The organism is Egbenema bharatensis FJBBOT/2019, assembly GCF_048077055.1.
Taxonomy (GTDB): domain Bacteria; phylum Cyanobacteriota; class Cyanobacteriia; order Elainellales; family Elainellaceae; genus Egbenema; species Egbenema bharatensis.
Map to the genome: position 1 here is coordinate 2,004,090 of NZ_CP182236.1, position 22,823 is coordinate 2,026,912.

Annotated in this window: 24 protein-coding genes and 3 pseudogenes; 13 read left to right on the top strand and 14 right to left on the bottom strand. The window is 49.3% G+C overall.

Annotated elements, in window-relative coordinates; all coding sequences use genetic code 11:
- Positions 1-38: 38 nt before the first annotated feature.
- Complete coding sequence (locus ACM1PF_RS09385) at positions 39-623, bottom strand: TIGR04376 family protein (protein WP_416674229.1); 585 nt, start codon at positions 621-623, stop codon at positions 39-41.
- A gap of 225 nt (positions 624-848) precedes the next feature.
- Between ACM1PF_RS09385 and ACM1PF_RS09390 the strand changes: the two genes are divergently transcribed.
- Together ACM1PF_RS09390 and ACM1PF_RS09395 are read left to right on the top strand one after the other, a co-directional pair.
- The gene (locus ACM1PF_RS09390; RefSeq protein ID WP_416674230.1) at positions 849-1,142 is read left to right on the top strand and encodes a hypothetical protein; all 294 of its coding nucleotides are present in this window, start codon (positions 849-851) and stop codon (positions 1,140-1,142) included.
- An 80-nt stretch (positions 1,143-1,222) separates the two neighbouring features.
- Entirely contained in the window at positions 1,223-1,696 is a 474-nt protein-coding gene (locus ACM1PF_RS09395) for a heavy metal-responsive transcriptional regulator (protein ID WP_416674231.1), read from the top strand.
- A 44-nt stretch (positions 1,697-1,740) separates the two neighbouring features.
- On the opposite strand, the gene lptC is transcribed toward ACM1PF_RS09395, so the two are convergent.
- Complete coding sequence (gene lptC, locus ACM1PF_RS09400) at positions 1,741-2,886, bottom strand: LPS export ABC transporter periplasmic protein LptC (protein ID WP_416674232.1); 1,146 nt, start codon at positions 2,884-2,886, stop codon at positions 1,741-1,743.
- Between the two features lie 274 nt (positions 2,887-3,160).
- On the opposite strand from lptC, the gene ACM1PF_RS09405 reads away from it, so the two are divergent.
- Together ACM1PF_RS09405 and ACM1PF_RS09410 are read left to right on the top strand one after the other, a co-directional pair.
- Positions 3,161-3,847: a HEAT repeat domain-containing protein gene (locus tag ACM1PF_RS09405; protein ID WP_416674233.1), complete on the top strand. Its 687-nt coding sequence runs from the start codon at positions 3,161-3,163 to the stop codon at positions 3,845-3,847.
- Between the two features lie 110 nt (positions 3,848-3,957).
- Positions 3,958-4,830: a helix-turn-helix domain-containing protein gene (locus ACM1PF_RS09410; protein WP_416674234.1), complete on the top strand. Its 873-nt coding sequence runs from the start codon at positions 3,958-3,960 to the stop codon at positions 4,828-4,830.
- Positions 4,831-4,838: 8 nt separating this feature from the next.
- On the opposite strand, the gene ACM1PF_RS09415 is transcribed toward ACM1PF_RS09410, so the two are convergent.
- Entirely contained in the window at positions 4,839-5,573 is a 735-nt protein-coding gene (locus ACM1PF_RS09415; protein ID WP_416674235.1) for a DNA methyltransferase, read from the bottom strand.
- Between the two features lie 42 nt (positions 5,574-5,615).
- Complete coding sequence (locus ACM1PF_RS09420) at positions 5,616-6,587, bottom strand: M15 family metallopeptidase (protein WP_416674236.1); 972 nt, start codon at positions 6,585-6,587, stop codon at positions 5,616-5,618.
- Between the two features lie 278 nt (positions 6,588-6,865).
- Here ACM1PF_RS09420 and pta point away from each other — a divergent pair, with 278 nt between their 5' ends.
- Positions 6,866-8,962 (top strand): phosphate acetyltransferase, encoded by a 2,097-nt coding sequence (gene pta / locus ACM1PF_RS09425; RefSeq protein ID WP_416674237.1) that lies wholly within the window; start codon positions 6,866-6,868, stop codon positions 8,960-8,962.
- Positions 8,963-9,138: 176 nt separating this feature from the next.
- Here the strand turns inward: pta and ACM1PF_RS09430 are convergent, their stop codons facing one another.
- Positions 9,139-9,327: a hypothetical protein gene (locus ACM1PF_RS09430; protein WP_416674238.1), complete on the bottom strand. Its 189-nt coding sequence runs from the start codon at positions 9,325-9,327 to the stop codon at positions 9,139-9,141.
- A 232-nt stretch (positions 9,328-9,559) separates the two neighbouring features.
- A complete protein-coding gene (locus tag ACM1PF_RS09435) occupies positions 9,560-9,760 on the bottom strand; it encodes a type II toxin-antitoxin system HicB family antitoxin (protein WP_416674239.1) in 201 nt (66 codons plus the stop codon).
- A gap of 93 nt (positions 9,761-9,853) precedes the next feature.
- Between ACM1PF_RS09435 and ACM1PF_RS09440 the strand changes: the two are divergent.
- The 3 genes and pseudogenes from ACM1PF_RS09440 (at position 9,854) to ACM1PF_RS09450 (ending at position 12,535) form a co-directional block, all read left to right on the top strand.
- A pseudogene (locus tag ACM1PF_RS09440) lies at positions 9,854-10,824 on the top strand (SGNH/GDSL hydrolase family protein).
- Positions 10,825-10,829: 5 nt separating this feature from the next.
- Positions 10,830-12,107, top strand: coding sequence for an FGGY-family carbohydrate kinase (locus ACM1PF_RS09445; RefSeq protein WP_416674240.1), 1,278 nt, complete (start codon positions 10,830-10,832; stop codon positions 12,105-12,107).
- Between the two features lie 125 nt (positions 12,108-12,232).
- The gene (locus ACM1PF_RS09450; RefSeq protein ID WP_416674241.1) at positions 12,233-12,535 is read left to right on the top strand and encodes a YkvA family protein; all 303 of its coding nucleotides are present in this window, start codon (positions 12,233-12,235) and stop codon (positions 12,533-12,535) included.
- A gap of 62 nt (positions 12,536-12,597) precedes the next feature.
- Here the strand turns inward: ACM1PF_RS09450 and ACM1PF_RS09455 are convergent, their stop codons facing one another.
- Entirely contained in the window at positions 12,598-13,137 is a 540-nt protein-coding gene (locus ACM1PF_RS09455) for a DUF421 domain-containing protein (protein WP_416674242.1), read from the bottom strand.
- Between the two features lie 79 nt (positions 13,138-13,216).
- Complete coding sequence (locus tag ACM1PF_RS09460; protein ID WP_416674243.1) at positions 13,217-13,411, bottom strand: hypothetical protein; 195 nt, start codon at positions 13,409-13,411, stop codon at positions 13,217-13,219.
- Positions 13,412-14,468: 1,057 nt separating this feature from the next.
- On the opposite strand from ACM1PF_RS09460, the gene ACM1PF_RS09465 reads away from it, so the two are divergent.
- On the top strand, positions 14,469-15,989 hold the full coding sequence (locus ACM1PF_RS09465) for an alpha/beta hydrolase (RefSeq protein ID WP_416674244.1): 1,521 nt from the start codon (positions 14,469-14,471) through the stop codon (positions 15,987-15,989).
- Between the two features lie 269 nt (positions 15,990-16,258).
- Here ACM1PF_RS09465 and ACM1PF_RS09470 read toward each other — a convergent pair whose 3' ends face one another.
- Positions 16,259-17,158 (bottom strand): IS982 family transposase, encoded by a 900-nt coding sequence (locus tag ACM1PF_RS09470; RefSeq protein WP_416670324.1) that lies wholly within the window; start codon positions 17,156-17,158, stop codon positions 16,259-16,261.
- Between the two features lie 183 nt (positions 17,159-17,341).
- On the opposite strand from ACM1PF_RS09470, the gene ACM1PF_RS09475 reads away from it, so the two are divergent.
- From ACM1PF_RS09475 to ACM1PF_RS09485, 3 genes and pseudogenes are all read left to right on the top strand, one after another.
- Positions 17,342-17,572 (top strand): hypothetical protein, encoded by a 231-nt coding sequence (locus ACM1PF_RS09475; protein WP_416674245.1) that lies wholly within the window; start codon positions 17,342-17,344, stop codon positions 17,570-17,572.
- Positions 17,569-17,834, top strand: a pseudogene (locus tag ACM1PF_RS09480) (hypothetical protein). The gene ACM1PF_RS09475 and the pseudogene ACM1PF_RS09480 overlap by 4 nt, the downstream one beginning before the upstream one ends.
- A 189-nt stretch (positions 17,835-18,023) precedes the next feature.
- Complete coding sequence (locus tag ACM1PF_RS09485) at positions 18,024-18,548, top strand: GrpB family protein (RefSeq protein WP_416674246.1); 525 nt, start codon at positions 18,024-18,026, stop codon at positions 18,546-18,548.
- Positions 18,549-18,818: 270 nt separating this feature from the next.
- Here ACM1PF_RS09485 and ACM1PF_RS09490 read toward each other — a convergent pair whose 3' ends face one another.
- Entirely contained in the window at positions 18,819-19,190 is a 372-nt protein-coding gene (locus ACM1PF_RS09490) for an ISL3 family transposase (protein ID WP_416674247.1), read from the bottom strand.
- 92 nt (positions 19,191-19,282) lie between these two features.
- Between ACM1PF_RS09490 and tnpC the strand changes: the two are divergent.
- Positions 19,283-20,778 (top strand): annotated as a pseudogene (gene tnpC / locus ACM1PF_RS09495) (IS66 family transposase).
- Here tnpC and ACM1PF_RS09500 read toward each other — a convergent pair.
- From ACM1PF_RS09500 to ACM1PF_RS09515, 4 genes are all read right to left on the bottom strand, one after another.
- A complete protein-coding gene (locus tag ACM1PF_RS09500) occupies positions 20,696-21,106 on the bottom strand; it encodes an ISL3 family transposase (RefSeq protein ID WP_416676604.1) in 411 nt (136 codons plus the stop codon). The pseudogene tnpC and the gene ACM1PF_RS09500 overlap by 83 nt on opposite strands.
- A complete protein-coding gene (locus ACM1PF_RS09505) occupies positions 21,031-21,561 on the bottom strand; it encodes a transposase family protein (RefSeq protein ID WP_416674248.1) in 531 nt (176 codons plus the stop codon). The genes ACM1PF_RS09500 and ACM1PF_RS09505 overlap by 76 nt, the downstream gene beginning before the upstream one ends.
- A gap of 402 nt (positions 21,562-21,963) precedes the next feature.
- The gene (locus ACM1PF_RS09510) at positions 21,964-22,167 is read right to left on the bottom strand and encodes a hypothetical protein (RefSeq protein WP_416674249.1); all 204 of its coding nucleotides are present in this window, start codon (positions 22,165-22,167) and stop codon (positions 21,964-21,966) included.
- Positions 22,139-22,819: a Uma2 family endonuclease gene (locus ACM1PF_RS09515; protein ID WP_416674250.1), complete on the bottom strand. Its 681-nt coding sequence runs from the start codon at positions 22,817-22,819 to the stop codon at positions 22,139-22,141. The genes ACM1PF_RS09510 and ACM1PF_RS09515 overlap by 29 nt, the downstream gene beginning before the upstream one ends.
- Positions 22,820-22,823 lie beyond the last annotated feature (4 nt).

A 22,823-nucleotide genomic window follows, 5' to 3' on the forward strand; every position in this document is an offset into this window, starting at 1 on the left:
GATCAGGGCGATCGTTACTGCAAGGCTCATTGCGAGACTCACCGTCCCATTTGCCGCTTCAGGTCTTCCAGTTCCTCATCGGTTTCCCATCGTCTGAAGGTTTGTTCTAACGGATCCGCTGAAGTGGAATAGCCGAAGCCCCGGTTCCAACCTGTGGTTTGCCACTGCTGTTCTGTTTGAGCCTGATAACTGGACTGAGCCGCCGCTGCATGAGCCTCTGCTACTTTCGCTTTTACCTCTTGGCGACGAGCCTGAATCTGTCGTTGCAGCTCAATGGTTTGCTGAATTCGCTGTTTTACCATCTCCATCTGTCCCCAGAGTTGGTTCCCCTGACGCAGGAGTGCCGCTTCCCGTTCTTCCGCAGGTTGAGCCAGATCTAGCCGTTGGGCTGCCTTTGCCTTCTCGACCCGAACATGCCAACGCTGGACTTCCTGCGCAGTCGATAAAATTTCATCCTGTAACCGCTTCTCTCGCAGACGTAAATCACCCAGCAGCTTAATTGTTTCCTGCTCCTGATCCCGCAATTGCTCTTCTAAAGCCTGTAACTCCAGGTGCGGATTGTTTCGCAGAAATTCTTCCAGTCGGGTTTCCAGGAAGGTGCTAAAGTCTTCAAACAAGCCCATTACAGGCACTCCTGTTCAAGGTACGCCGCTCCTATCCTAGCAAGGGAAGGGGGGAGTGGGGAGGAGGGAGGAGAGAGGAGAGAGGAGGGAGGAGAGAGGAGAGAGGACTGTTGCTTGAGGCAGAAGGGGAGGGAAGCCCGGATTAGAATGGGAGTAGGGAGCGGAGGCGTTTCCTGTTTGATGTTTTGGGATAAGAGATTTAGATTCAGGAGAGTGGGCTGCTTTATGAATCGCGTGTGGACTCGGTTGGTGCGATCGCCCCAGGGAAGAGAACCAATTTCTCGGTTTATTTTGACGGCTGGACTGGTGGACGCTGTGATTGGCGGCGTGGGCGGGCATTGGTCACTGCTGGCGGTGGGATTGAGTGCAGTGAGTGTGGCGATCGGGTTACGTTGGCGATCAAGACGATCGAGGTTCGAGCCGATTCAGCCGAGAGAAAAACCTCCCACACGGTATCTGACAGCTCAGTCGTCACGGACAATGTTGCCAACGTTAACATCATCCCGCCACAAGAGGTAGAGGCACATCGCAACGCGCCCGCACAAGGCATAGGGTAGGGGCGCATTGCATACGCTCGTGCAAAGAGAAAGGAGTGGATAGTGACGGCAACATCGATTAAGCATTGGTTGAAAATTGGTGAGGTGTCGGCAATGAGTGGTCTGCCGATCAAGACCATTCGCTATTACGAAGAAATTGGCTTGCTGAAACCAACCGTAGAACGATCGCAGTCAGGCTATCGGTTGTTTACGCCGGATGTGCTGAATCGGCTGGCCTTTATCAAACGATCGCAATCCCTGGGGCTTAGTCTGGATGAAATACAGCAAATTCTGGTGGTACATGATCAGGGAAATTTGCCCTGTGGCGAGGTGAAGCAGCACCTGGAAGCAAAGGTTAGTGAGATTAATCAGCAGATCGAGGCGTTATTGACGCTCAAATCGGAGCTACAGGGAATTCTTTCGGGCTGGCAAGATCACCCCTCACCAGAGTTGGTGAATCATACGATTTGTCCGAATTTGCAGGGAAGTGGGGAGTCGGGAGTCGGGAGTCGGGAGTCGGGAGCATCCCATTTATAGAAAATCGATTGCCGTAGCGCAGGCAGCGAGATATTTGTTACTCCCTACTGCAAGTTTGGAATAATTTGAGTTTCTACTCTACCGCCACTAACGACGATCGTTTGATCCTGCAATTTGCCAACGGCTCTGGGCCCACGCAGGGTGGTGGGGGGATCGGGTTGGGTGTAGACGACGTTACCTTCGGCATCCACTTGTTGGGAGGCGATATTCCAGGTGAGGCGATCGGAGGTTAGTAAACTCTGGTCATCCAGTCCACTGGCGCGAACATTACCCGTGAAGTAGGCAATTTGAGGGTCGTACTCGATCCTGCCCTGGTTGGCAGTCATGATGATATTTTCTTCTCGCTGGAAGGCGGTAATGGGCTGATCGGAAATCAGGGTTTGCTGATCAATATTCCAGAGGAAGGCATCGCCCGACAGTTGTAGAGGCGGATCCGCTAAAGTCAGGATGGCCGTCTGCATCAGCCGAATTGTTTTAGCCTGAAGATTGACTTCAGCGGCATTACCGTTTGCCTGATTTGTCACCTGCTCTCCTTCAAATTGCTGCACCTGGACTGGACGTTCGCTGATCACCATTTCCTCATCCAGTTTCCAGATCAACCGTTCCCCTTGCAGTCGCAGTTTTGGCTCCTCTTCAGTAAATGCTTCGATCGGTGCGCCGAAGAGTTCAATCTGGCGATCTTCATTGGTTGCTCTAGCTTCAATGGCGGTGAATCGGAGTTGGGGATGGGTTCCGGTTAAGTTGCCTTTTACAATCAGCAGATCTTCGTAGGGTTGCCATTCCATTTCATCGCCCCTTAAAACTGCTCCGCTTTCGATGTCAGTCGCAACGACATTGCCTCGCATAAAAATCCGATTGCCATCTCGCCGGATTTCACCCTTTTCCGCCTGAATCTGGTAAACCGCTTTGCCCCCCTGATAGAGTTCACCATCAGGGTTGATAATATCGGCATTGCGCTGATCAGGGCTGTAGACGGCCTGTTCTGCATCGACCTTCCACAGCAGTTCCCCATTTTCATCCACCTGCTCCAGGGTAATATTGTTGAACACCAAATTGGAGTCAACTTCATCCGCTGCAGAGCTACTCTCTGCTAAACGATCGGCTCCTCGCCCCTCAGGACGACAGCCTACTCCTGTGATTAACAGACTAACCAGCACCACTGGCAGCGCGATCGACCTTATCCAGCCCATTTTCTTCACCCCGTTGACTCTCTGCCAACGCCATTGATGGTTGATATTAGATACCGATTGATATTACTCGATTATCCGGTGTGATGCTTCCCGTCGGTTGACTACACCTGAATTGGGATCATCTGAAACGGAATCCAAAAGTGATATAAAGGCGATTCCTCCAAAAGTCATCCTGTAGCGTTAGACGGATATCCTCCCTTTTGCTTCCCACGATCACTCCTCTACATCCAATATAATGAAAATTAGAAAATGTAAATATTTGTAAAAATACCTCATGACACAACAGAGCTTAAAGCAGATCGCAGTCCAACTGGAAAGTGAAGATACCAAAGATCGAATGCTGGCCCTGGCTTCTTTGCGGAATGTTCCAGCAGAAGATGCAGTGCCTCTAATTAAGAAAGTTCTGGATGATGAGAGCCTTCAGATTCGATCGATGGCAGTTTTTGCGTTAGGACTGAAGCCGACAGAGGACTGCTATCCCATCCTGGTGAAGCTGTTGGAAACCGATCCGGACTATGGGATTCGAGCTGATGCAGCAGGTGCTTTAGGATATCTAGAAGATTTACGGGCCTTTGAACCCCTGGTTCGAGCCTTTTACGAAGATACAGATTGGCTGGTTCGCTTCAGTGCGGCGGTTGCCTTAGGGAATTTGAAGGATCAGCGGGCCCACGATGTGTTGGTTCAGGCACTGGATAGTGAAGAAGTCGTCCTTCATCAAGCGGCCATTGCAGCGATCGGTGAGATTCGGGATGTAACAGCAATAGACCATATCCTGCGGTTTGCTCAGTCGTCCGATTGGCTGGTGAGGCAGCGGTTGGCTGAAGCTCTAGGTCATTTGCCGACAACCAAGAGTGTGTCTGCTCTGAAGTACCTGGAGAAAGACAGCCATCCCCATGTATCGGCAGCAGCAACGATTTCATTGCAGCGATTAGCGGAGAGTGGAGAGGCGATCGAAGGCTAACTTGTTGATTTTTTGTAACGGTGAGAGCAGACTGACGTAGTCATTTAATATCCTGTATTGGGATATTCAGTATCAGGATATTACGATTCCTTCCAGTCGAGGGAATCAGCATGACTTCATCTGTTTTCACAGAGCAATACGGAAGATGTCGGGAACTGCTTGTTCAGTATCGTCAAGCGAAATCAATGACTCAGGTACAACTTGCAGAGGCATTGAACCGTCCGCAATCTTTCGTATCCAAGTACGAGAGTGGTGAACGTAGACTTGACCTCGTTGAATACCTCGAAATTGCAAATGCCCTTCAATTTGACCCATGTGAGTTGATCAGGCTAATCAGCAACGAGGTCTTGTCAGAACCGACCATCATGGATGAGTGGGAAGTTACCGCTCAAGAGTTAACAATTCTTGTACGGGAAAATCCAAGTCTTCGAGGCATGCTGTTTGGCTACGTGGCAGAACTCAAGCTTCGGGAAATTGTTTCTGCTTTTCCAGGAATCAGGGCGATCAAGAAGTTCGACGACCACGATAGGAAGAAAAAAGGCGATTTACACATCATCTATCACCATCGTGCTTTTAATGTGGAGTCCAAATCCTTACAAACTAGCCAGATTAAATTTGATGCGGAAAATCAAACTTGGTCAGGCAAAGCTCAAGTAGATGCGAGTGACAGCCGTATCGTTACATTGCCCAGTGGCCGGACTTTGAAGACAACCCTTTTGTTACGGGGTGAATTCGACATCCTCGCTGTCAATTGCTACGAATTCAACCAGACATGGCATTTCCAGTTTGCCCGAAACCGAGATTTACCCTGTTCCTCCTACAAGAAATATAGTCCAGAGGAGCAAGATGCTTTGATATCAAGCCTAATTCCAGTCACTTGGCCACCTCGATCACCTTTTCATAGTGACCTGAGGGTATTACTGGATGAAATGTTAGAAGCTGGTGAAGGCTCTGATCCTTCAGAAATTGGCTTGGATTGCTAAGCTGAAGCCTAGTTCTTTTTGACAAAAACCAAAAAGTAGGAATGGTTCTTCCTAGCATGAACTTGCCTTTTTAATCTGCTGACTGAAGGCTTATTTGTTCTTACCACTACAAACAAATCTTTTGTGTAATAACCATTCTTTTCGTACTCATTGATGATTTCAACGTGAGTAAGCCATTGCTTTCCAGCACTCACCTCATCCTGGCACTTCACAATCAATACTCCGTTTTTCTTTAAAACTCTATAGGCTTCAATTCCGGCTTTGAAGTACATATCTGTAACAGCAGCATGCCATTTCTTAGTGCCCGTATTTTCGGTATCGCCGTTAACCTCATTACCATTGGAGTACGCCTTTGAAAAAGCCGAATGCGTTCCAGAACCAGCTTTTTGCGAGTTCTCCCTTCTATAAAACCCTTCCATGTAGGGAGGGTCTAAAACGACGCAATCAATAGATTCGTTTTCATAAGGCAAATTGCGGCAATCAACTCCTGTAGAGATATCCGTTGCCAGCACTTTGTACTGACAGCTTGGGACATTTCGCCAAAACACACCCTTACCCCAAGTGACATCTGCAACAACTGCTCCATCAGGCACATAAAGCTCAAGGATTTTCGGGAAAACTTCTGCATTGCCCGCTGAATATGCCGACATCACTAGATCTGAGGTTGTTTCACCTCCTTGCTGCCGTTTTCTTACAGAAGCATCGTCGTCAGATTCCCAGATTGATGGCTGTAGGTATCGCATGATCCAAGTTGTGTTTGTTTGCCCCACTCAATTTTGCCCTTTTTACTCCCCCCTCGCAGCAGCAAAAATTCTGGCAGCCTCTGGTGAACCGACAAACCGCCAGTGCCAGGGTTCAAAGTCAATGCCCTGAGGGTTATTGAGGGGAAAAGATAGCTCAAAGCCAAATTCATGGGCGTGAACCTGCATCCACTGAAACGCTGGGGTCTGTTCAAAGGCATAGAAACCCAGACCAGACCCATCTGTTACATCGATCGCATACCCGGTATGATGTTCGCTATATCCAGGGGGGGCAACAAACTTTGCCGCTTCCTCCACTGACCCCACCACTCCAGTTCGGTCTTCAAAGAGTCGCTGTTGGGTGGTTAAATCGCGGAAGCCAGAGACTAGAACAATCCAAACGCTATCCGATCGGGCCGCATTGATCATCGCCTCCAGGGCAGCAGCGGCATCCGGGTGTAACGTTTCACCGGAACGACTGGCGTAGGGATAGGGCGAGGCCTGGTTGGGAAAAGGGATGAGGGAGGGCAGATCCGCTTTCGGGTAAGGGAGATGACCGAAATGGGCAGCCAGGGTAGCAGCATGGCTCCAGAGGGACGGTTGAGTCAGTCCGACGGTGGCGCGGGGCAGGGCATCGGTCTGGGAACCGGTAGATAGAGGCGCAAAGGACTGGATGGTTTGAACCATTGACTCACCCCATACATGCAGGACGGAAGATCGCGATACCTGGGCAACGGCGATCGGCATGAGGGCAGTCAGAATTCCCAATATCCAACTCACTACCCAAATAAGCCAAATTCGTTGTCGCCACGGTGCTGGAATAACTAGAAACCTGGCTCGTGTGGCTCTGTCGTTCTGACCTCCACCGATCTTCATAGACTTGGAAGAATTTGACCGATCGGGGCGATCGCGCTTCTGCTTTGAGGGATTTACCCAGATTTTGACTGATTTAGACGAACCATAGCTAGACGAACGATGGCTAGACGAACGATGAGATGAATCGGGCTTCTGTGTCACGCCGCATTGACTCTCCACATTGTAAAGCAGCAAGCAAACAAACAAGCAAATAAACGAACTCCCAGACGTAAGTATAAGCAACAATTACAATTCTTGATGGGTATCAGTGGACGCTTTGCTCCCATCCTGAGGGAATGGCCCTCAAGCCAGGCTGAATGAATTTTCCTGCTATGGTTTTTCGATGCTTTGCGATACTTTCCGATTTAGATTTCACGACTACAATGATCACAAAATGACTGGATGACCTAACCACCTATAGGAATAATAGAGACAGATTGATGCTGAAAAATTTGTACATTACAGCGATCGAACCGGGAAGTGGTAAGTCACTGATTGTCCTTGGCATCATGGAACTGTTATCAAAGCGAGTGAAGAAGCTGGGATTTTTTCGTCCCGTCATTCACGATGGCGATTGTCCGGACAATGATATTCAACTGATCCGCAGCCGTTATCAGTTGGACTGTGACTATGCCTCCCAATACGCGCTCACCCATCAGGAAGCCCAACAACTGGTTGCGGCTGGTCAATTTGATGAATTACTCAAGCGGGTGGTGGAAACCTACAAAAAGCTGGAGCGATCGTGTGATTTTGTGGTTTGTGAAGGCATTAATCCCACCGATATTGATCCAGCTTACGTGGATAACTTCGATACACAGGTGGCCAACCATTTAGCCGCTCCTTTAGTCATTGTGGTGAATGGATTTGAAAAAACGCTGGATGAAATTTTGGCCACGGTACGAGCCGAGCGGGAAACCTTTCTGGGGGAAGGATGTGCGATGGTTGCAACGATGATTAATCGCGTGGCTTCAGATCGGGTTGAGAACGTTTCTGAGGCATTAAAAAATTTATGGAATTATCCCGATCCAGTCTTTGTTTTACCGGAAGAAGAACTTCTGAGCAAACCGACGATCGCAGAAGTGGTAGAGAATCTAAACGCAACGCTGATCTATGGAGAAGAGGAGCAATTTCGCCGTGAAGTTTTGAGCATTAAAGCAGTCTCAATGCAAATTCCCAACTTTCTGGATCACCTTCAGGAGGGGGGATTGGTGATTACGGGGGGCGATCGGGCAGATGTTGTGCTGGGCTGTTTTGCCTCAACGCTGTCTGAACAGTATCCCACGATCGCAGGCATGATTCTGACGGGCGGATTGGATCTGGCACCGCAGATCAAAAAGCTCATTGATGGCATCAATCGCTGGACTTTTCCCCTATTCAGCGTTCAGACCGATACCTATGAAACGGCGACAAAGGTCTACGCCCTCCGAGGGGAAATTACGCCAGACAACGATCGCAAAATTGCCTCTGCCCTGGGAGTGTTTGAATCGAACGTTGATTTAACCAAACTTCAGGAGCGAATTGCCATTGCCCGATCGACCCGCATTACGCCCATCATGTTTGAGTATGAACTGATTGAACGGGCCCGATCGAACAAACAGCATATTGTATTGCCGGAGGGAACGGAGGAGCGGATCTTAAGGGCGAGCGAAATCCTGTTGCGGCGCGGAGTTGTGGAGCTAACGCTGCTGGGCAATGAGCAAATTATCCGTGAAAAGATTGCGGCTCTGGCTCTGAATTTGGATGGAGTGAACATTGTTGATCCCCTTCAGTCTGCCTGGCTGGAGGACTATGCAGCCACCTATTTCGCTTTGCGCAAACACAAGGGAATCACGGAGGATTTTGCCCATGATGTGATGCACGATGCCAGCTACTTCGGCACAATGATGGTCTACAAAGATCTGGCGGATGGGATGGTATCCGGTTCCGTTCATACGACAGCCCATACCATTCGTCCTGCTTTTGAATTTATTCGCACCACCCCTGATGTCTCGATCGTCTCCAGCGTGTTTTTGATGTGTCTGGACGATCGGGTGTTGGTGTATGGAGATTGTGCGGTCAATCCCAATCCCAACCCCCAGGAGTTGGCTGATATTGCCATCAGTTCGGCGGCCACTGCGAAAACCTTCGGCATTGATCCGTTGATTGCCATGCTGTCCTACTCCACCGGAGAATCGGGGAAAGGGGCAGATGTAGATAAGGTAAAAGAGGCAACTCATCTGGCCCGTCAGCTTCGTCCAGATCTAAAAATTGAAGGGCCCATTCAGTATGATGCCGCGATTGATGAGAGTGTGGCTCAAACGAAACTGCCGGATAGCCAGGTAGCAGGACGGGCAACGGTATTTATTTTTCCTGATCTGAATACGGGAAATAATACTTATAAAGCAGTTCAGCGATCGGCAAATGCAGTTGCGATCGGCCCCATTTTGCAGGGACTCAAGAAACCTGTTAATGATCTCAGTCGGGGCTGTACTGTAACCGATATTGTGAACACAGTAGCGATTACGGCGATCCAGGCGCAGGCCCTTAAACAAGGTTAGGAAAAACTCGTTAAGAGAAAATGGTGTAGAGCGTCAGAGAGAATACCTTGAGGAGAAGGTAGTCAAGTAATGGGCTAATGTATCTCTGCGTTCTACACCAAGCTTTGCATACTTTTTGTCATGAAGACTGAATGTCATGAAGACCGAAAGGCAGTTTCCCTATGCTGATCTGGTGCTCATCTAAAATTACGATGCTGTAGTGCATAGGTAGATTGGACTCGATGAACAGACTTCATCGCCTGGTGATGGGCCGATCGCTCCATTGATTCAGTACACTGATCCAAAACTGAGTCTGCATGAATGGAACGTGACTCAAAAGATGGCTCAGGACGGGGTTGAAACGTTGGAAAATGAATGTAAAACATGGCCGGTATTCTCTGAGGTGAATGACAGGGCCAGCCAATTCGATCGCAACTAAACGAAAGCTTCGGTCGGCAGGCTGGCGATGGAAAAATTATTAAGCATTTTATTGTGCATCATTCGTATCGCCATTACCTCCTCAGATTGGGTTGAATTCGGTAGCCTGATCGTAGGGGACGGGCAGTTCATCGTACTTCACCCAATGTGCTCATCCGATCGGGTGAACGACTGAATTGCCTAATTGTAAACTTCCAGTTCAGCAATCTTTCGATCGCACTTCACTGTTTCATGTTTAACTTCATTGTAGAGATCAATCAGATTTGCCTGAAGTTCCTGCTGGGTTTCGGCTTGAGTCCAGTAGTCGGGATAATCTTCTAAATACCCTAGCCAGAGATTTTCATCCTGCCAATAGATGTATTTTTTCCGTTGCGCCATCATTTGTAATGCAGCCTATGGTTGGGAGAAATGAAAGGGTTTCTGCTCTTAGTTTAACGCAATGTAGTTCAAATGTACTAATTCATTCGCGGCAAAATGGGGTACTCTCCAAACGGGTCTGCGTGGAGAAAGTGGGTGAAAGTTGCGTTACTTACGTTAATCATCGGTGGGATGATCAGCCTCTTGCTGCTGGAGTTGGGCTTGCGCTGGCGATTTGGCTTCGGCAATCCTCTGCTGTATGTAGCGGATTCTGAAATTGGGTACTTGCTGGCTCCCCGGCAGCGAACTCGGCGTTTCGGCAACCGGATTGAGGTCAACCAATACTCAATGCGCAGTCCTGAGATTTCTCCAACCCGCTCAGAACAAACGTTTCGGGTGTTGCTGTTGGGAGATTCTGTGGCCAATGGTGGCTGGTGGACGGATCAATCCGAAACCATCTCTGCCTTGCTGGAACGGGAATTGGCCCGATCGCCCCAGCAGTCCCATCCGCAGATTGAAGTGTTGAATGCTTCAGCCAATTCTTGGGGCCGCGGAATGAGTTGGCCTATTTGCAGCGGTTTGGCAGTTTTGAGGCGCAGGTGGTTGTGCTGATCATAAATACCGATGATCTGTTTGCGACAACGCCAACTTCAGTGCAGGTAGGGCGCGATCGCAATTATCCAGCTCGTAAACCACTGTTAGCCATAATTGAAGTGATTCAGCGGTATGGAATGAAGCAGCCTCCGATTCCAGAGTTGGTTGAAATACAGCAGGAGAGTGGCGATCGGGTAGGGGCAAATTTGGCGGCGATCGGACAAATTCAGGATATGGTGCAGCGATCGGATGCTCGGTTCTTGCTGGTGCTAACTCCTTTGTCGCGGGAGGTGGGTCAGCCCGGTTCCCGTGATTATGAACTGAAGGCCCGTCAGCGACTCACGGAGTTTACTCAGCAGCATCAAATTCGCTTTATTGATATGCTCCCTATCTTTAATCAGGTGAGTCCGGCATCGCGGTTTTATCATGATAGTATTCACTTAAATCAGGCAGGAAACCAGCAAGTGATGGAAGCGATCGCCAAAGAAATTTAGTCGGCATGGTTGAAGTATCGGGTTCTCCAAATCATTCTGCCCATTATCTTGGTATTGACTTTGGCACATCGGGAGCCAGGGCGATTGTGATGGATGGCGATCGGCAGATTCAATCCCAGATCACTGTTAACTTTACTGGCAAACAGGATGGTGAGATGTGGCGATCGGCGCTGTTCGATTTGCTGATTCAAATCCCTCCAGCCCAACGGCAGCAAATTCAATCGATCGCCATTGACGGCACCTCTTCTACGGTTCTGCTCTGCGATCATCAGGGACACCCCCTCACGGCTCCCATGCTCTATAACGACTCTAGTGGTGCAGGTGTTCTAGATCAAGTGAAGGCGATCGCCCCTCCCCATCACACGGTCATCAGTACCACCTCCAGCCTCACGAAACTCCTCTGGCTGACTCAAACCACGCCCCTTCCTTCTTCCGCCCCATCCCATTTCCTCCACCAGGCGGACTGGCTCTCCTTTCTCCTCCACGGCAAGCTGGGTGCCAGTGACTACCACAACGCGCTAAAGCTGGGCTACGATGTCGAGAATCTGTGCTATCCGGATTGGTTGCAGCAGCTTGAGGTTCCCGTGCGGTTGCCTGAGGTATTTACCCCCGGAACGCCGATCGCGCCAGTGTCGGCTGAAATGGTCGATCGCTTTGGTTTTCCGTCCCATTGCCTGGTCTGTGCCGGAACAACGGACAGTATTGCAGCATTTCTGGCCAGTGGAGCCAGTTCACCGGGGGAAGCCGTGTCCTCCCTTGGCTCAACGCTGGTACTGAAGTTGCTGAGTCGAACCCGGGTGGATGATGCCCGGTATGGAATTTATAGCCATCGGTTAGGAGATCTCTGGCTGGTGGGGGGTGCATCAAATACAGGGGGGGCAGTCCTGAAAATGTTCTTTACGGATGAAGAACTGGGCGATTTGAGTCCGCAGATTCCATCCGATCGCCCCAGTCCGTTAGACTATTACCCCTTACCCAAACCAGGAGAACGCTTTCCGATCAATGACCCGAACCTGCTGCCCCAACTGGAACCCTCCCCCGAAAATCCGGTGGAGTTCCTGCACGGAATTCTGGAGAGCATCGCCCGCATTGAAGCCAGGGGATATCACCTGCTCCAGGAGTTGGGAGCCACGCCGTTGACCCAGGTTTATACCGCTGGCGGGGGAGCCAAAAATCTGGCCTGGACTAAAATTCGATCGCGCCATTTGGGCATACCTGTTACACCGTCTGAGCAAACGGAAGCAGCCTATGGTACGGCATTGCTGGCCAGCAGCCAGGTTTAGCTAATTTCGGGTGAGTGACCCAACGGATCTCCCTCCTTCGATCGATCGGTTTTCTTAACTTGAGAGCTATGTAGGAAACTCAAGAAACCTGCAAGAATTAAGGGGTAATTGAGGGGAGAAGTTCAATGAATAACCCAGTGCAATCGCTTTACAATTGGTATCGTAGTACGCTTCGTAATCCTAAATATCGCTGGTGGCTGATTCTGGGAACCGCACTCTATGTCATCAGCCCGATCGATATCGCTCCAGATTTTATTCCGATTATTGGTCAGATTGATGATGTTGTGATCGTCACGCTGCTGGTTTCCGAGGTATCGCAACTGTTGATCGATCGGATTAAGGCTAAACAAGATCGATCGGTGGTTGCTACGGCCGATGGAGTGAGAACAGCGGATACCGTAGATATCAACGCAGTGGAAATTGACTAATCGGGAAATATTCGATCGGCTGGTTCAGTACAATTCCCTTAGAAGATTGGTAGGTTATTTTTCTAAAGTTGAAGGTTAGAAACCGATTGAAGCGCAGATAAATCGTCTGCTTCTCCGTTCGTTGCCTTTTTGATCACAGCGATCGTTCCCGAAGTTTCCATGACAATGGCTTCCACTTCGCGTAGGGAGCCAATTTTATTTTGCCGCACAATTCCCAACAGTTCTGATTCAGTGACCCGCTGCTCTCGCATGGCTTTTTGCAGAAATTGCCCGCGAAAGTAAAGCAAGGTTGGGTTTGCGGTCACCAGCTTTTCCACGAGAGAGGAGCGAACCGTTAACCAGGAGATCAAATGTTGCAAGCCAATGAGTACGGCAAAGGCAGTCATACTTTCCACAAGGGATACTCCTTCAGCGGTGATCAACCGTCCAAAGGTAGAACCGATCGCAATGGTAATGATGAAATCAAAGGCAGTCATTTGGGTGAGGGTGCGTTTTCCAGAAACCCGCAGCAAAATGATCAGGTTGAGATACGCTAATGTCCCAATCACAATGATGCGGGCGATCGGTTCAAACCCTCGGTAAAAGAAAACTACTGATTCCATGACTGCCTATCGTGATGCTAATTTGTTCTCAGCACAAGCGGTTGTGCCTCTTGAATCTATTCTGACATTTTGGCTGGCTCTAACGCATGATGCGATGCTCGGTGCTGATGGCCATGGGCACGGTGGGGTCGGGAGTCGGTAAGAGGGGACTCCAGCTTTCAATGCGCCGGAAGTCCTTGAGATAGAGATCGTGAATGGTGGCACGAACCACTTCTTTCGAGCCAAAGATGATAAGTTGACCATCGCAAAGCCAGGGACAGGAGGAGTTCAACAAAAACGCTAAACTAGTCCAAGCCCGACGGACAGCTAAGGTTGTCTGTGGGGCTAGAGGTATGTTGTAGTGCCTATCTACTTCATACCTCGCCAGGTTGCTGGGAGCCAGGCTACGGCAAATACGCACTATGTAGCCGTAAATTAAGGCGTTACCAGATCGATCGCCTCAGTCAAGTGTTCTGTTTTACAAATTTACTGGCGCGATCGAGGTTACGCCATTGGTTGCCACTGGATAATGCCGTTATCAAGGGTGTTATCCAGCAAAAGTGACGGATAAGCACCCTGATCTCCATACTTAACTATCAAAAGTGACGGATAACACCCCAGATTCCCGGTCTTAACTGTCAATTTTTCTGTTTAAATCCTAAAAATCTGGGTATTATCCCGCAGATCTGATGGATAATCCTGGAACATAGGGGTGTTATCCCGCACTTTTGACGGTGAATATATAGCTAGCCTATCGTTAGCTTGCAATATGCAACAGCCTTTTGAAGCAGGCGCGCCTCATCTGCTATTCTTCATGTGAAGAATAAGCTTTTCTATGATTGTTTCTATAGGCAAATCTATTCTGGAGTCTTTATTTGATGAGGAATATGTATTCAGGACTTCGCTACAGAATCATTTTGAGAATACTATTAATAATTTAATTGAGTTCGTTGCCCTAGTTGGGTTTGCGGGTCATGCTTTGTACACTGGGCTGTTTGGTATGGGCTTGAGACTTGCCTGCCAAACGACACGCCGCTGGTTATGCTATACGGCTCCGATCGCAAATGGCGCGTGCAACAGCAGGAACAGGATGTGAATAAAGATGAGTTGGTGGCATCTTGGCGGGATGCGTCAGCTCACTTGCGAAGCACTAAAGAGACGCTCGTGGCATGAGTTGGATTGAAGATCTAAAGCCACTCCCTGCCTCATGTACTCAGCGGTGGCGTGATTCAATGTCTCATGCCCCGGTGTAGGGCGCTGCACTCAACCCTTTTATCAAGAAATTTTGGAATAATAACTGAGCCTATGCTCTAATCTGACTCACGTTGTTTATTTCTTCAGGAACACCCGTAATGACTCACTTCTTCACTCGTTCACTTGGACTCACGACCCTTGGCGTTACCATCATTACGGCCACGCCAGCGATCGCCACTCCCCCCACCAACCCTGCCTGGGAATCTACCGACTGCTCCACTTTTGGACTGAACGCGCTGCAAAGTGCCATGTCTGACTGTGGCTATGTCACCGTGCCAGAGCGCCACAGCCAACCCGATGGGCCGACCATTCAGGTGGCGGTCGTCCGTACCCGCAGCATTAGCAACAACCCTGCCCCCGCCCCCTTGTTTATGGAAAATGGTGGCCCTGGCAGCCCTACCATTAAAACCTTTGCGGTCGACGTGTTACCCAACTGGCCGGTGTTGCCCGCCTTGCTGCAAGAGCGCGATCTCGTGTTTGTCGATCAGCGGGGCACTGGGCATTCACGCCCCTTCTTCAACTGCCCTGAGAGAACCGAGCACAATATAGCGGTGGCTCGCGACGAGATCCCCCCCACCGATACCCAGTGGATGGTGGCCTGCCGCGATCGCAGTCTTGCCGATGGTATTAATCCTGACGCCTTCAACACCATCGAAAATGCCGCCGATATCTATGCTGTAGCCGAAGCCCTGGGCTACGACCAATTTAATTACTACGGGGTGTCCTATGGCACGCTGCTGGGGCAGTACGTGCTAGAGCAGGCGGAGGAACACACCGCCCAGCTCCGCAGTGCGATCATCGACGGGGTGGTGACGACGAATATTGACTTTAACCTGGCCGCCACTTATACCTTGAGCGGGGCGCTGCGCAACCTGTTTGCCGCCTGCGCCGCCGATGCCCAGTGTAATCAGACTTACCCCAACCTGGAAACCGTCTTTCTGGACCTGCTGGATCGTCTAGAGCAAACCCCCGTGCCGCTGACGCTCCACATCCCCGGCACTGAGGAACCCCTTGAAACCACGCTAGACCGAGACGAATTTTTGCTGTTTTTTGAACCCTATATGGCCGGCAGTATGAATGCCTCAGCCCTGCCGCAGAACATTTACCAGGCGGCTGAGGGGGATTTTAGCTGGGCTGTATCCGCACTCTCGGAGGGGATCCGGGGAGATGTTGAAGCCACAGGTATGTATCACGCGGTGCTCTGTTCGCGGGTCGATTCCGTGGTGGTGGAGCCTTCTACCGTGTTTCCCGCCCCCTACGAGCCGCTGATCGCGATTGGCGAGAGTGAGAGTGCTTCCACCGAGAGCTTCTGCGAACTGCTTCAGGTTGAGCGAGAGCCGGTCTACGTCTACGACAACACCGAGATTCCCGTCTTAGTTCTCAATGGCGGCTACGACCCGGTCACGCCCCAACTCTACGGCGAGACCGTCGCCCGCAATTTCCAGAATGCCTATGTCTACACCTTCCCCGGTGTAGGTCATGGCTCGATGTTTGCACCACCGGGCACTCCAGCCGCGACCTGTGTAGAGGCGATCGCCCTTGATTTTCTTGCCGATCCCGCCCAGATACCCGAGAGTAGCTGCCTGACCGAAGTCACGCCCAGGTTTGAGTACGAGTAGTGCAATCACTGATCGCATAGGTTGGGTTGAGACACGAAACCCAACATTTACATGCTTTAGTTAGCACAATGCAATCGTTACTTACAGGTAACAAACGCAGGCTAACATAGCCTCTGAGCCGGACGGTCGAAATATCTCGGTAGGGCTGCCGAGATGATCTGCCGCTGCTCAACTTCACCGTTCTACTGCTTCGTTCAAGGGTTTTGGTAGCCTTTGAAGTCAAGTTGTTAAACAGCAAGTTACGCCTAATGTGAATTAGACAGAGCAGTTTAAGACTGTTGGAAGGTTAACACATGGATGCCAAACTGCTGTTTGAGCAATAACCGCAGGGTATGGCTTGCCAGTTTAGCTGCAATGTGGACACAAAAGCCCTCTACGGTCTTGTTGAGCAAGCGTTCGGGGTTACGTCCAGTGTTTTGAATTTCATGAAACACCCCTTCAATGCGCTGACGCACTTTGGAGATGAAGCGATTGAGGGATGGGGGATGCTGCTGTTTCTGATTTTTGCGCAAGACAGTCCAAATCTGATTGCCGGTGCGCTGCTGCACTTGGAGTTGCCAGTCCTGGTCGATAAACCCCTTGTCACCGTAGATGGTGCACCCTCGGGCGACCGCTAAGAGCGACTCAATGGCAACCCGCTCATCGGTGTTGGCTGGGACTAAATCATAGGCAATCGGAATCCCGTTCCAGGTACTGAGTAAGGCGAGTTTGTAGCCGAAGTAATACATCTGGCGCGACGCACAATAGCCAGGGGTTGCATTGCCAGAAAAATCACTGCGTGTCTTGTCCCGCTTGAGTCCCAGTACGGGAATCGGTTTGGTGTCCACCAGCAGATGCGTTTGCTGGGTCGCTCCTAATGCCACGACCCAACTGCGTCGCAGTGATTCCAGCATCCCATCTAATTGGCGTAAGCGCCGATTGAATTGACTCTGATCCAACAACTGTGGAAACCAGCAGAGATAGTTGGCACGCATAAAGCCGAGAAACTGGGTTTCACCCGGAAAGGGCAGATAGTCCATCAGCAGTGCTAAGGTCAGCATTTCGCTATCACTCAATTGCGCTTGTACTCCTGGTCGGGGGCAGTCTAACGGTGCAATCTGCTGGCGATACCAATCGTCTACCAGAACAAAAATGGTGGTCATCAGGCTGGGAAAGTCTATGCTAGTCATGGGAGAGGTGAGCTTCAAAGGTGGTACTTCGATTCTCAACCTCTCCCACCTTTTTGTCCAATTCACATTAGACGTAAGTTTTGAATCAGAACCAGAGAACTGGGATCATGGTCTAGCTTTGTCATGGCTGATGAATACCAGATTGTAAAATGAAAGCGGCAAACCATTATTCTTGAGAAATCTATGTCTGCTGCTGCTATTGCCACAATCGTGAAGATGGTCGAATCCTTGCCCGATGAGTTGCAGGAAAAAGTTGTAGAACACATCCGAGACTACATTGCGGATTTAGAAGATGAAAAGCGTTGGGATACCTCATTTCAACGGACACAGGGTAATCTAGTTGCGGCAGCCCGGAAAGCGAGGCAAGAAATTGCAGCGGGGCAGTCGGTGCCGATGGACTATGAGCAACTATGAAGTCTGCAACGCTACCCTCTTTTTGGTCAAGGTATCGAAAAAATTAAGCGGTTCCGTGAGGGCAGGAGCGCGAAAAGCATACCGATTGTGGGCAGAGAACCCATTTCATCCATCGTTGCATTTCAAGTGCATCAACAGCGAGGAGGGAATTTGGTCTGTGCGAGTGACACGAAGCCATCGTGCTCTTAGAGTCTTGGAAGGTGACACAGTGACGTGGTTTTGGATCGGTGATCACGACGAGTACGAGCAATTTTACTCATAAGTGCCAGCAGTAGAACAAATCTGTTGGAGCGGACTGACGAAGTTGATTAGTGTTGTGGCAAAATGTTCGTGACAGCCGCTCAACAGACCCGTTAGCTGGCTTCGTTTGTGGGTTAGGACTATACTTAAGGCTGTCTGTGGAAGGCTCAGTGTTAGGTTAGTCGAGGCTATATCGATGAGTTGCAGACCAATGGATGAAATTGTCATCACTGAGTACGACCCAAACTGGGTGCTACTTTTTGAACAGGAATCTGCACAGGTTCAGGCTGTTTTAGATGGAGATCTCATCACTCACATTGAGCATTTTGGCAGCACAGCAGTTCCAGGATTAGCGGCAAAACCCATCATTGATTTATTGATAGCGGTACGCTCACTTGCAGAAGCAAAGCAAGTTGCAGTCTCTCAGCTAGAGCGCTTGGGCTATGCTTACTGGTTTGGGAATCCCGACCCTCAACGGATGTTTTTTGTAAAAGGTTTACCACCCAACGGTTCACGTACTCATCACATCCATATGGTTGAACCAGAGAGCGTCTTGTGGAAGCGTTTGTTGTTTCGGGACTACCTCCGCACGCATTTAGATGAAGCGGCACGTTATGCACGATTGAAGTACCATCTTGCCCAGCGTTTTCCGAATGATCGAGAAGCATATACAACAAGCAAAGCGGAGTACATTGAGTCTGTCATGCAAAAAGCTCGACAACTACCAGCCAGCTAACATAACATCAGTGCAACGATTGACCAGCGATCGCGGTACTTAGTTCAAGGCTATCTGCAAGCGCTGACTTTTGCCGTTGGGCTGCCTTCGTTATAAATACACAAGTGCTTTAAGATTCTGAAATGAATACCTCTGGCAAAGATAAAGCTGAGTATGCTGCAATTATTCGGTCAATGATTGAGTGTGAAAATCGTTTGCTTAATGATCGGATCAATTGGTTAGTTACAATTCAGGTCTTTGGTTCTCCCGTTAGTAAGGTGATAACTTTTTTTAATCAGAAAAGCAAGCTAATAGCCTTTCTCGGAAATTGTTGAAGTTTGCGAAGCCATAGGCTTGCCGTTTAATCAGCTTAATTCGATTATTGATTCCCTCCATTGCACCGCTAGTCGTCCGATTCCGAAAATAATTACTAATTCCATCCAAGTGATTACGGATCGTTTTAATTGCTTCACTATAAACGGCTCGGGCTTTATTCAACCACTCCTGGATCTGACGTTTCCCTTCCTCAACAGTTAATGACTGCTCATAAATAGCACGAAACTCTTCCTTCCATTGATAGGCTTTTGCTAATCGCTTTGACCTTTTCAACAACGATGCTAACCTTTTCGTTTCTTCTGGAGTTAGATCCTTTCCGTTCTTCAATTGCTGCCTCGGTCTAATATACGTGGTATCCGTACACAGGGTAAAGCAGAAAGAGTGAGCGATGTGAGGGTAAGTCTGCTAGGCTAAAACGCATGGAATCCCCGAATGCCTTTTTAAGCGAAATTTCAGCAGAGGACTGGGCCAACACACCGGAGAGTGTCAAGCAGTTGGTGCAGCGTCTATTGGAGCGTATTGAGGCATTAGAGGCAGGCCAGCAAGCGTTACAAGAGCAAATTCAGCGCAATTCCAAAAACTCCTCGCAACCGCCTTCGCAAGACCCTCCGAAGGGATTCAAGGCTACCCCGAAAAGAAAAGTGGGAAAGCGCGAGGCGGACAACCGGGACATCCGGGACATTCGCAGGAACTTTACCCGCCGGAACAATGTACGCGCATTGAGGATCACTACCCTGAGGTGTGTTGCGAATGTGGACATCGCTTGAGAGGGAAAGATGCCAATCCGCAACGGTGTCAGATCGTAGATTTGCCACCGTTACAACCGATTGTTTTGGAACATCGCTTTCATGCGTTGGAGTGCCCCCAGTGTGGGGTAAGCAGCCGTGCCTATGATGGCGAGATTGTGGATGGTTGTCGCTATGGGGAAAGGCTGTGTGCATTAGTCGCACTGTTGAGTGGAGAGTATCGTCAAAGTCACCGGATGGTGGTGCGGCTGTTGAGTGAATTGTTTGAGATTCCCATCTCCGTGGGCAGTGTCGGACGCTTGCGGCAACAGATGAGTGAAGCGATTGAGCAACCCGTCGAAGCGGTTCATCGCTATGTGCAGCAGCAACCCGTTGTTGGGATAGATGAAACGAGTTTGCCTCAGGGTAACGCCGATGGGAACAATGGCAAGGGGAAGCGAGGCTGGTTGTGGGTGATGGTAACCCCGTTGGTGTGCTATTTCCAGGTGGCGTTAAGCCGCTCTCAAGCCACCGCTCAAAGCATCTTAGGAACTGATTTTGCTGGGATTGTCAACAGCGACCGCTACAGTGCTTACAACTGGTTAAACTTGCAATGGCGACAATTGTGTTGGGCGCATCTGAAACGCGATTTCACCAAAATTGCCGAACGGGGTGGGGTGAGCCAGACCTTGGGAGAGCAACTTCTCCAACAGCAAGAGAAATTATTTGAGTTATGGCATCGGGTGCGAGATGGAACCTTAGCACGCCCCCAATGGATAGAAGCCGTAGCACCCATTCGACAACGGGTGAAAGCACTGTTGGAAGAAGGAGCGGCTTACCCAATTGGGACCAGAGAAAAGACACCTTTGGCAAAGACGGTGCGAACCTGTCAGCAGTTACTCAAAGTAGAACCTGCTTTATGGTTATTCGTCACAACCGTTGGAGTAGAGCCAACCAATAATGCAGCAGAACAGGCGATTCGTCCAGCAGTGTTGTGGCGACGCTGTAGCTATGGCTCCCAAAGTGAGGCAGGCAGTTTGTTTGTCGGACGAATGATGACGGTTGTAGCAACGCTGCGGCGGCAAAATCGCCATGTCCTCGATTATCTCACCGATGCTTGCTATGCCAAGCGTCGGGGCTTGCCTGCCCCTTCTTTACTTCCGCTTCCCGACCTACAGCGATCCTCCTGACTACCTTGCTAACCCTGTGTACGGATACTATACGTGCCTGTCGGCGGATCCGATTTAATTCTGTATTCACTACTTTAATGACATGGAAGCGGTCAATTACAACTACTGCGTTGGGAAACACTTTCTTAACTACTTTCGGGAATCCTCCCCACATGTCAACGCTCACTTCCTCAACCTGCTCTCGTACCTCCAAAGGCTGCTGCTCCAGCACTTCGATAATGTCTTCTTGTTGGTGACTGTCTATCACTTCGATTAACTTCCCGGCTTCAATGTCCCCGATAACTGTGGCAAAGTTCTGGTGCCCTTTACGCTTGCTGATTTCATCAATTCCGACCCGTTTAACTCCCTCCCATCCAGAGTTTTTTTCTGAGCGTACTGATGCTTAAAGATTCCTTGAATCCGGTCAAAACTTAATCCTTCTACTCGGCTAACTTGTTCAATACTGGACAGTTGCACTTGCTGATAAATATGCTCCTCATATCGTCGGGTATACTGACCTCCTTCATCCATAAATGTCAATGCTTCGGTGAAATAACGTTGACAATCACGGCAATAAAACTGACGACGAGGAACTTTCAGGTAAGTGACTTGACCAAAAATTGATAAATCCCGGATTAAAATCGCTCGATTTTGATGAACCCCTGAACTTAATGTCTGACAGTGGGGACAGTTAGCTTCCTCATTGAGCAAGCGCAGCTTTAAGTACACTTCATTGCCTTGTTGAGCGCAACTTTCAACCGTAACATGAGGAAAATTCAGCAATGCATCAAGATGAAAGTCCATTGGCGAAACTCCCACTAAAAGTATTTTATTATACGGTTTTCACCCCGGATCCGGAAGAGCCATTGTGTGTCATTACTTAGTAGCATTGAATTTGTTGATAAAGCTGAGGCACAAACAATGGCATCAGGTAACTTTAATCGATACTTTTTACGTAACGCGATGTGCTTCGCACACGCTACGCGAACGCATAACTTTTTACAGTTTCGTCAATACCGATCACTATCACTTGAGACAAAAACTGTTGCACTTTCAATCTCTCAGCTTCAGCGATCGCTGGATAGGAAAGCATCTCTATCTCACTGATTACAGATAAGTAAAACTCGCCAACAGGTAAAGGATTTAGTAGTCTCCCACCCAAAAGGTACAAAACGACATTCGTATCAAGAATATATCGCATAACCGCTATGTCCATTCATCTCGAATTTGCCGTTGAAACTCAAGCGGATCGTCTGGCAGTTGAAGAATGCCCCCAAATGAATTTAGATCAACAACACGACCTACAGTTTGGCTCTTATCCTGTACCAATTGCGTCTTCAACCAACTCTGCTCTTCTTCCGACAGCGATAAGATCAATTGTTTAATTGATTCCACCAATTGAATATTCACGATTACCTCCTTTTAGTGCAACATCCTCATCATAAAAACCCATAAATTGACGTACTTTACCACGAATTGCATCTCGAAATGCCATCACTGCATCAAACTGTGCTTCAGGCTTCACATATTGCGCTAACAGAGCCATATCCAAGTCTGGCAGTAATTCACTGGTTTCAATTAACTCATAACCCTGCGATCGCAAATGATAAATCAAAAACTGCCCAGCCTGCCACTGCCAAACTTCTGTAACTCCCAGCCCCCGGTAGATCTCCAGCTTATTGATCAACCCACTGGTAACGACAACTTCAATTGCCAGGTCAGGGAACTCCTTCTTTTGCCCCAGACAATAGCACTCATCCGGTTCCAATCCTCGCTGCATTGCCGCCTTACGAAACGTTGTTGAACCTCCTGCATGAAATCGAGTTCGTGTCTCCTGAAAATATGCCTCCACCAACATGCCAATCATTTTTTTCAGATCTTCATGCTCGGAAGAGTTCGTCATGATTTCCAGCGTTCCTTCCAGGTAGCTGAGCCGCAAAGTAGGAAAACCATCTCCCAGCACATCCAGAAGCGATTCATATTGCTGCCAACTAACTCCATGCAAGAGAACTCGCTGTTCTTCATTTAAACCTGGTGATTGAGTCAGAAGTTGAGCATCCATAGGA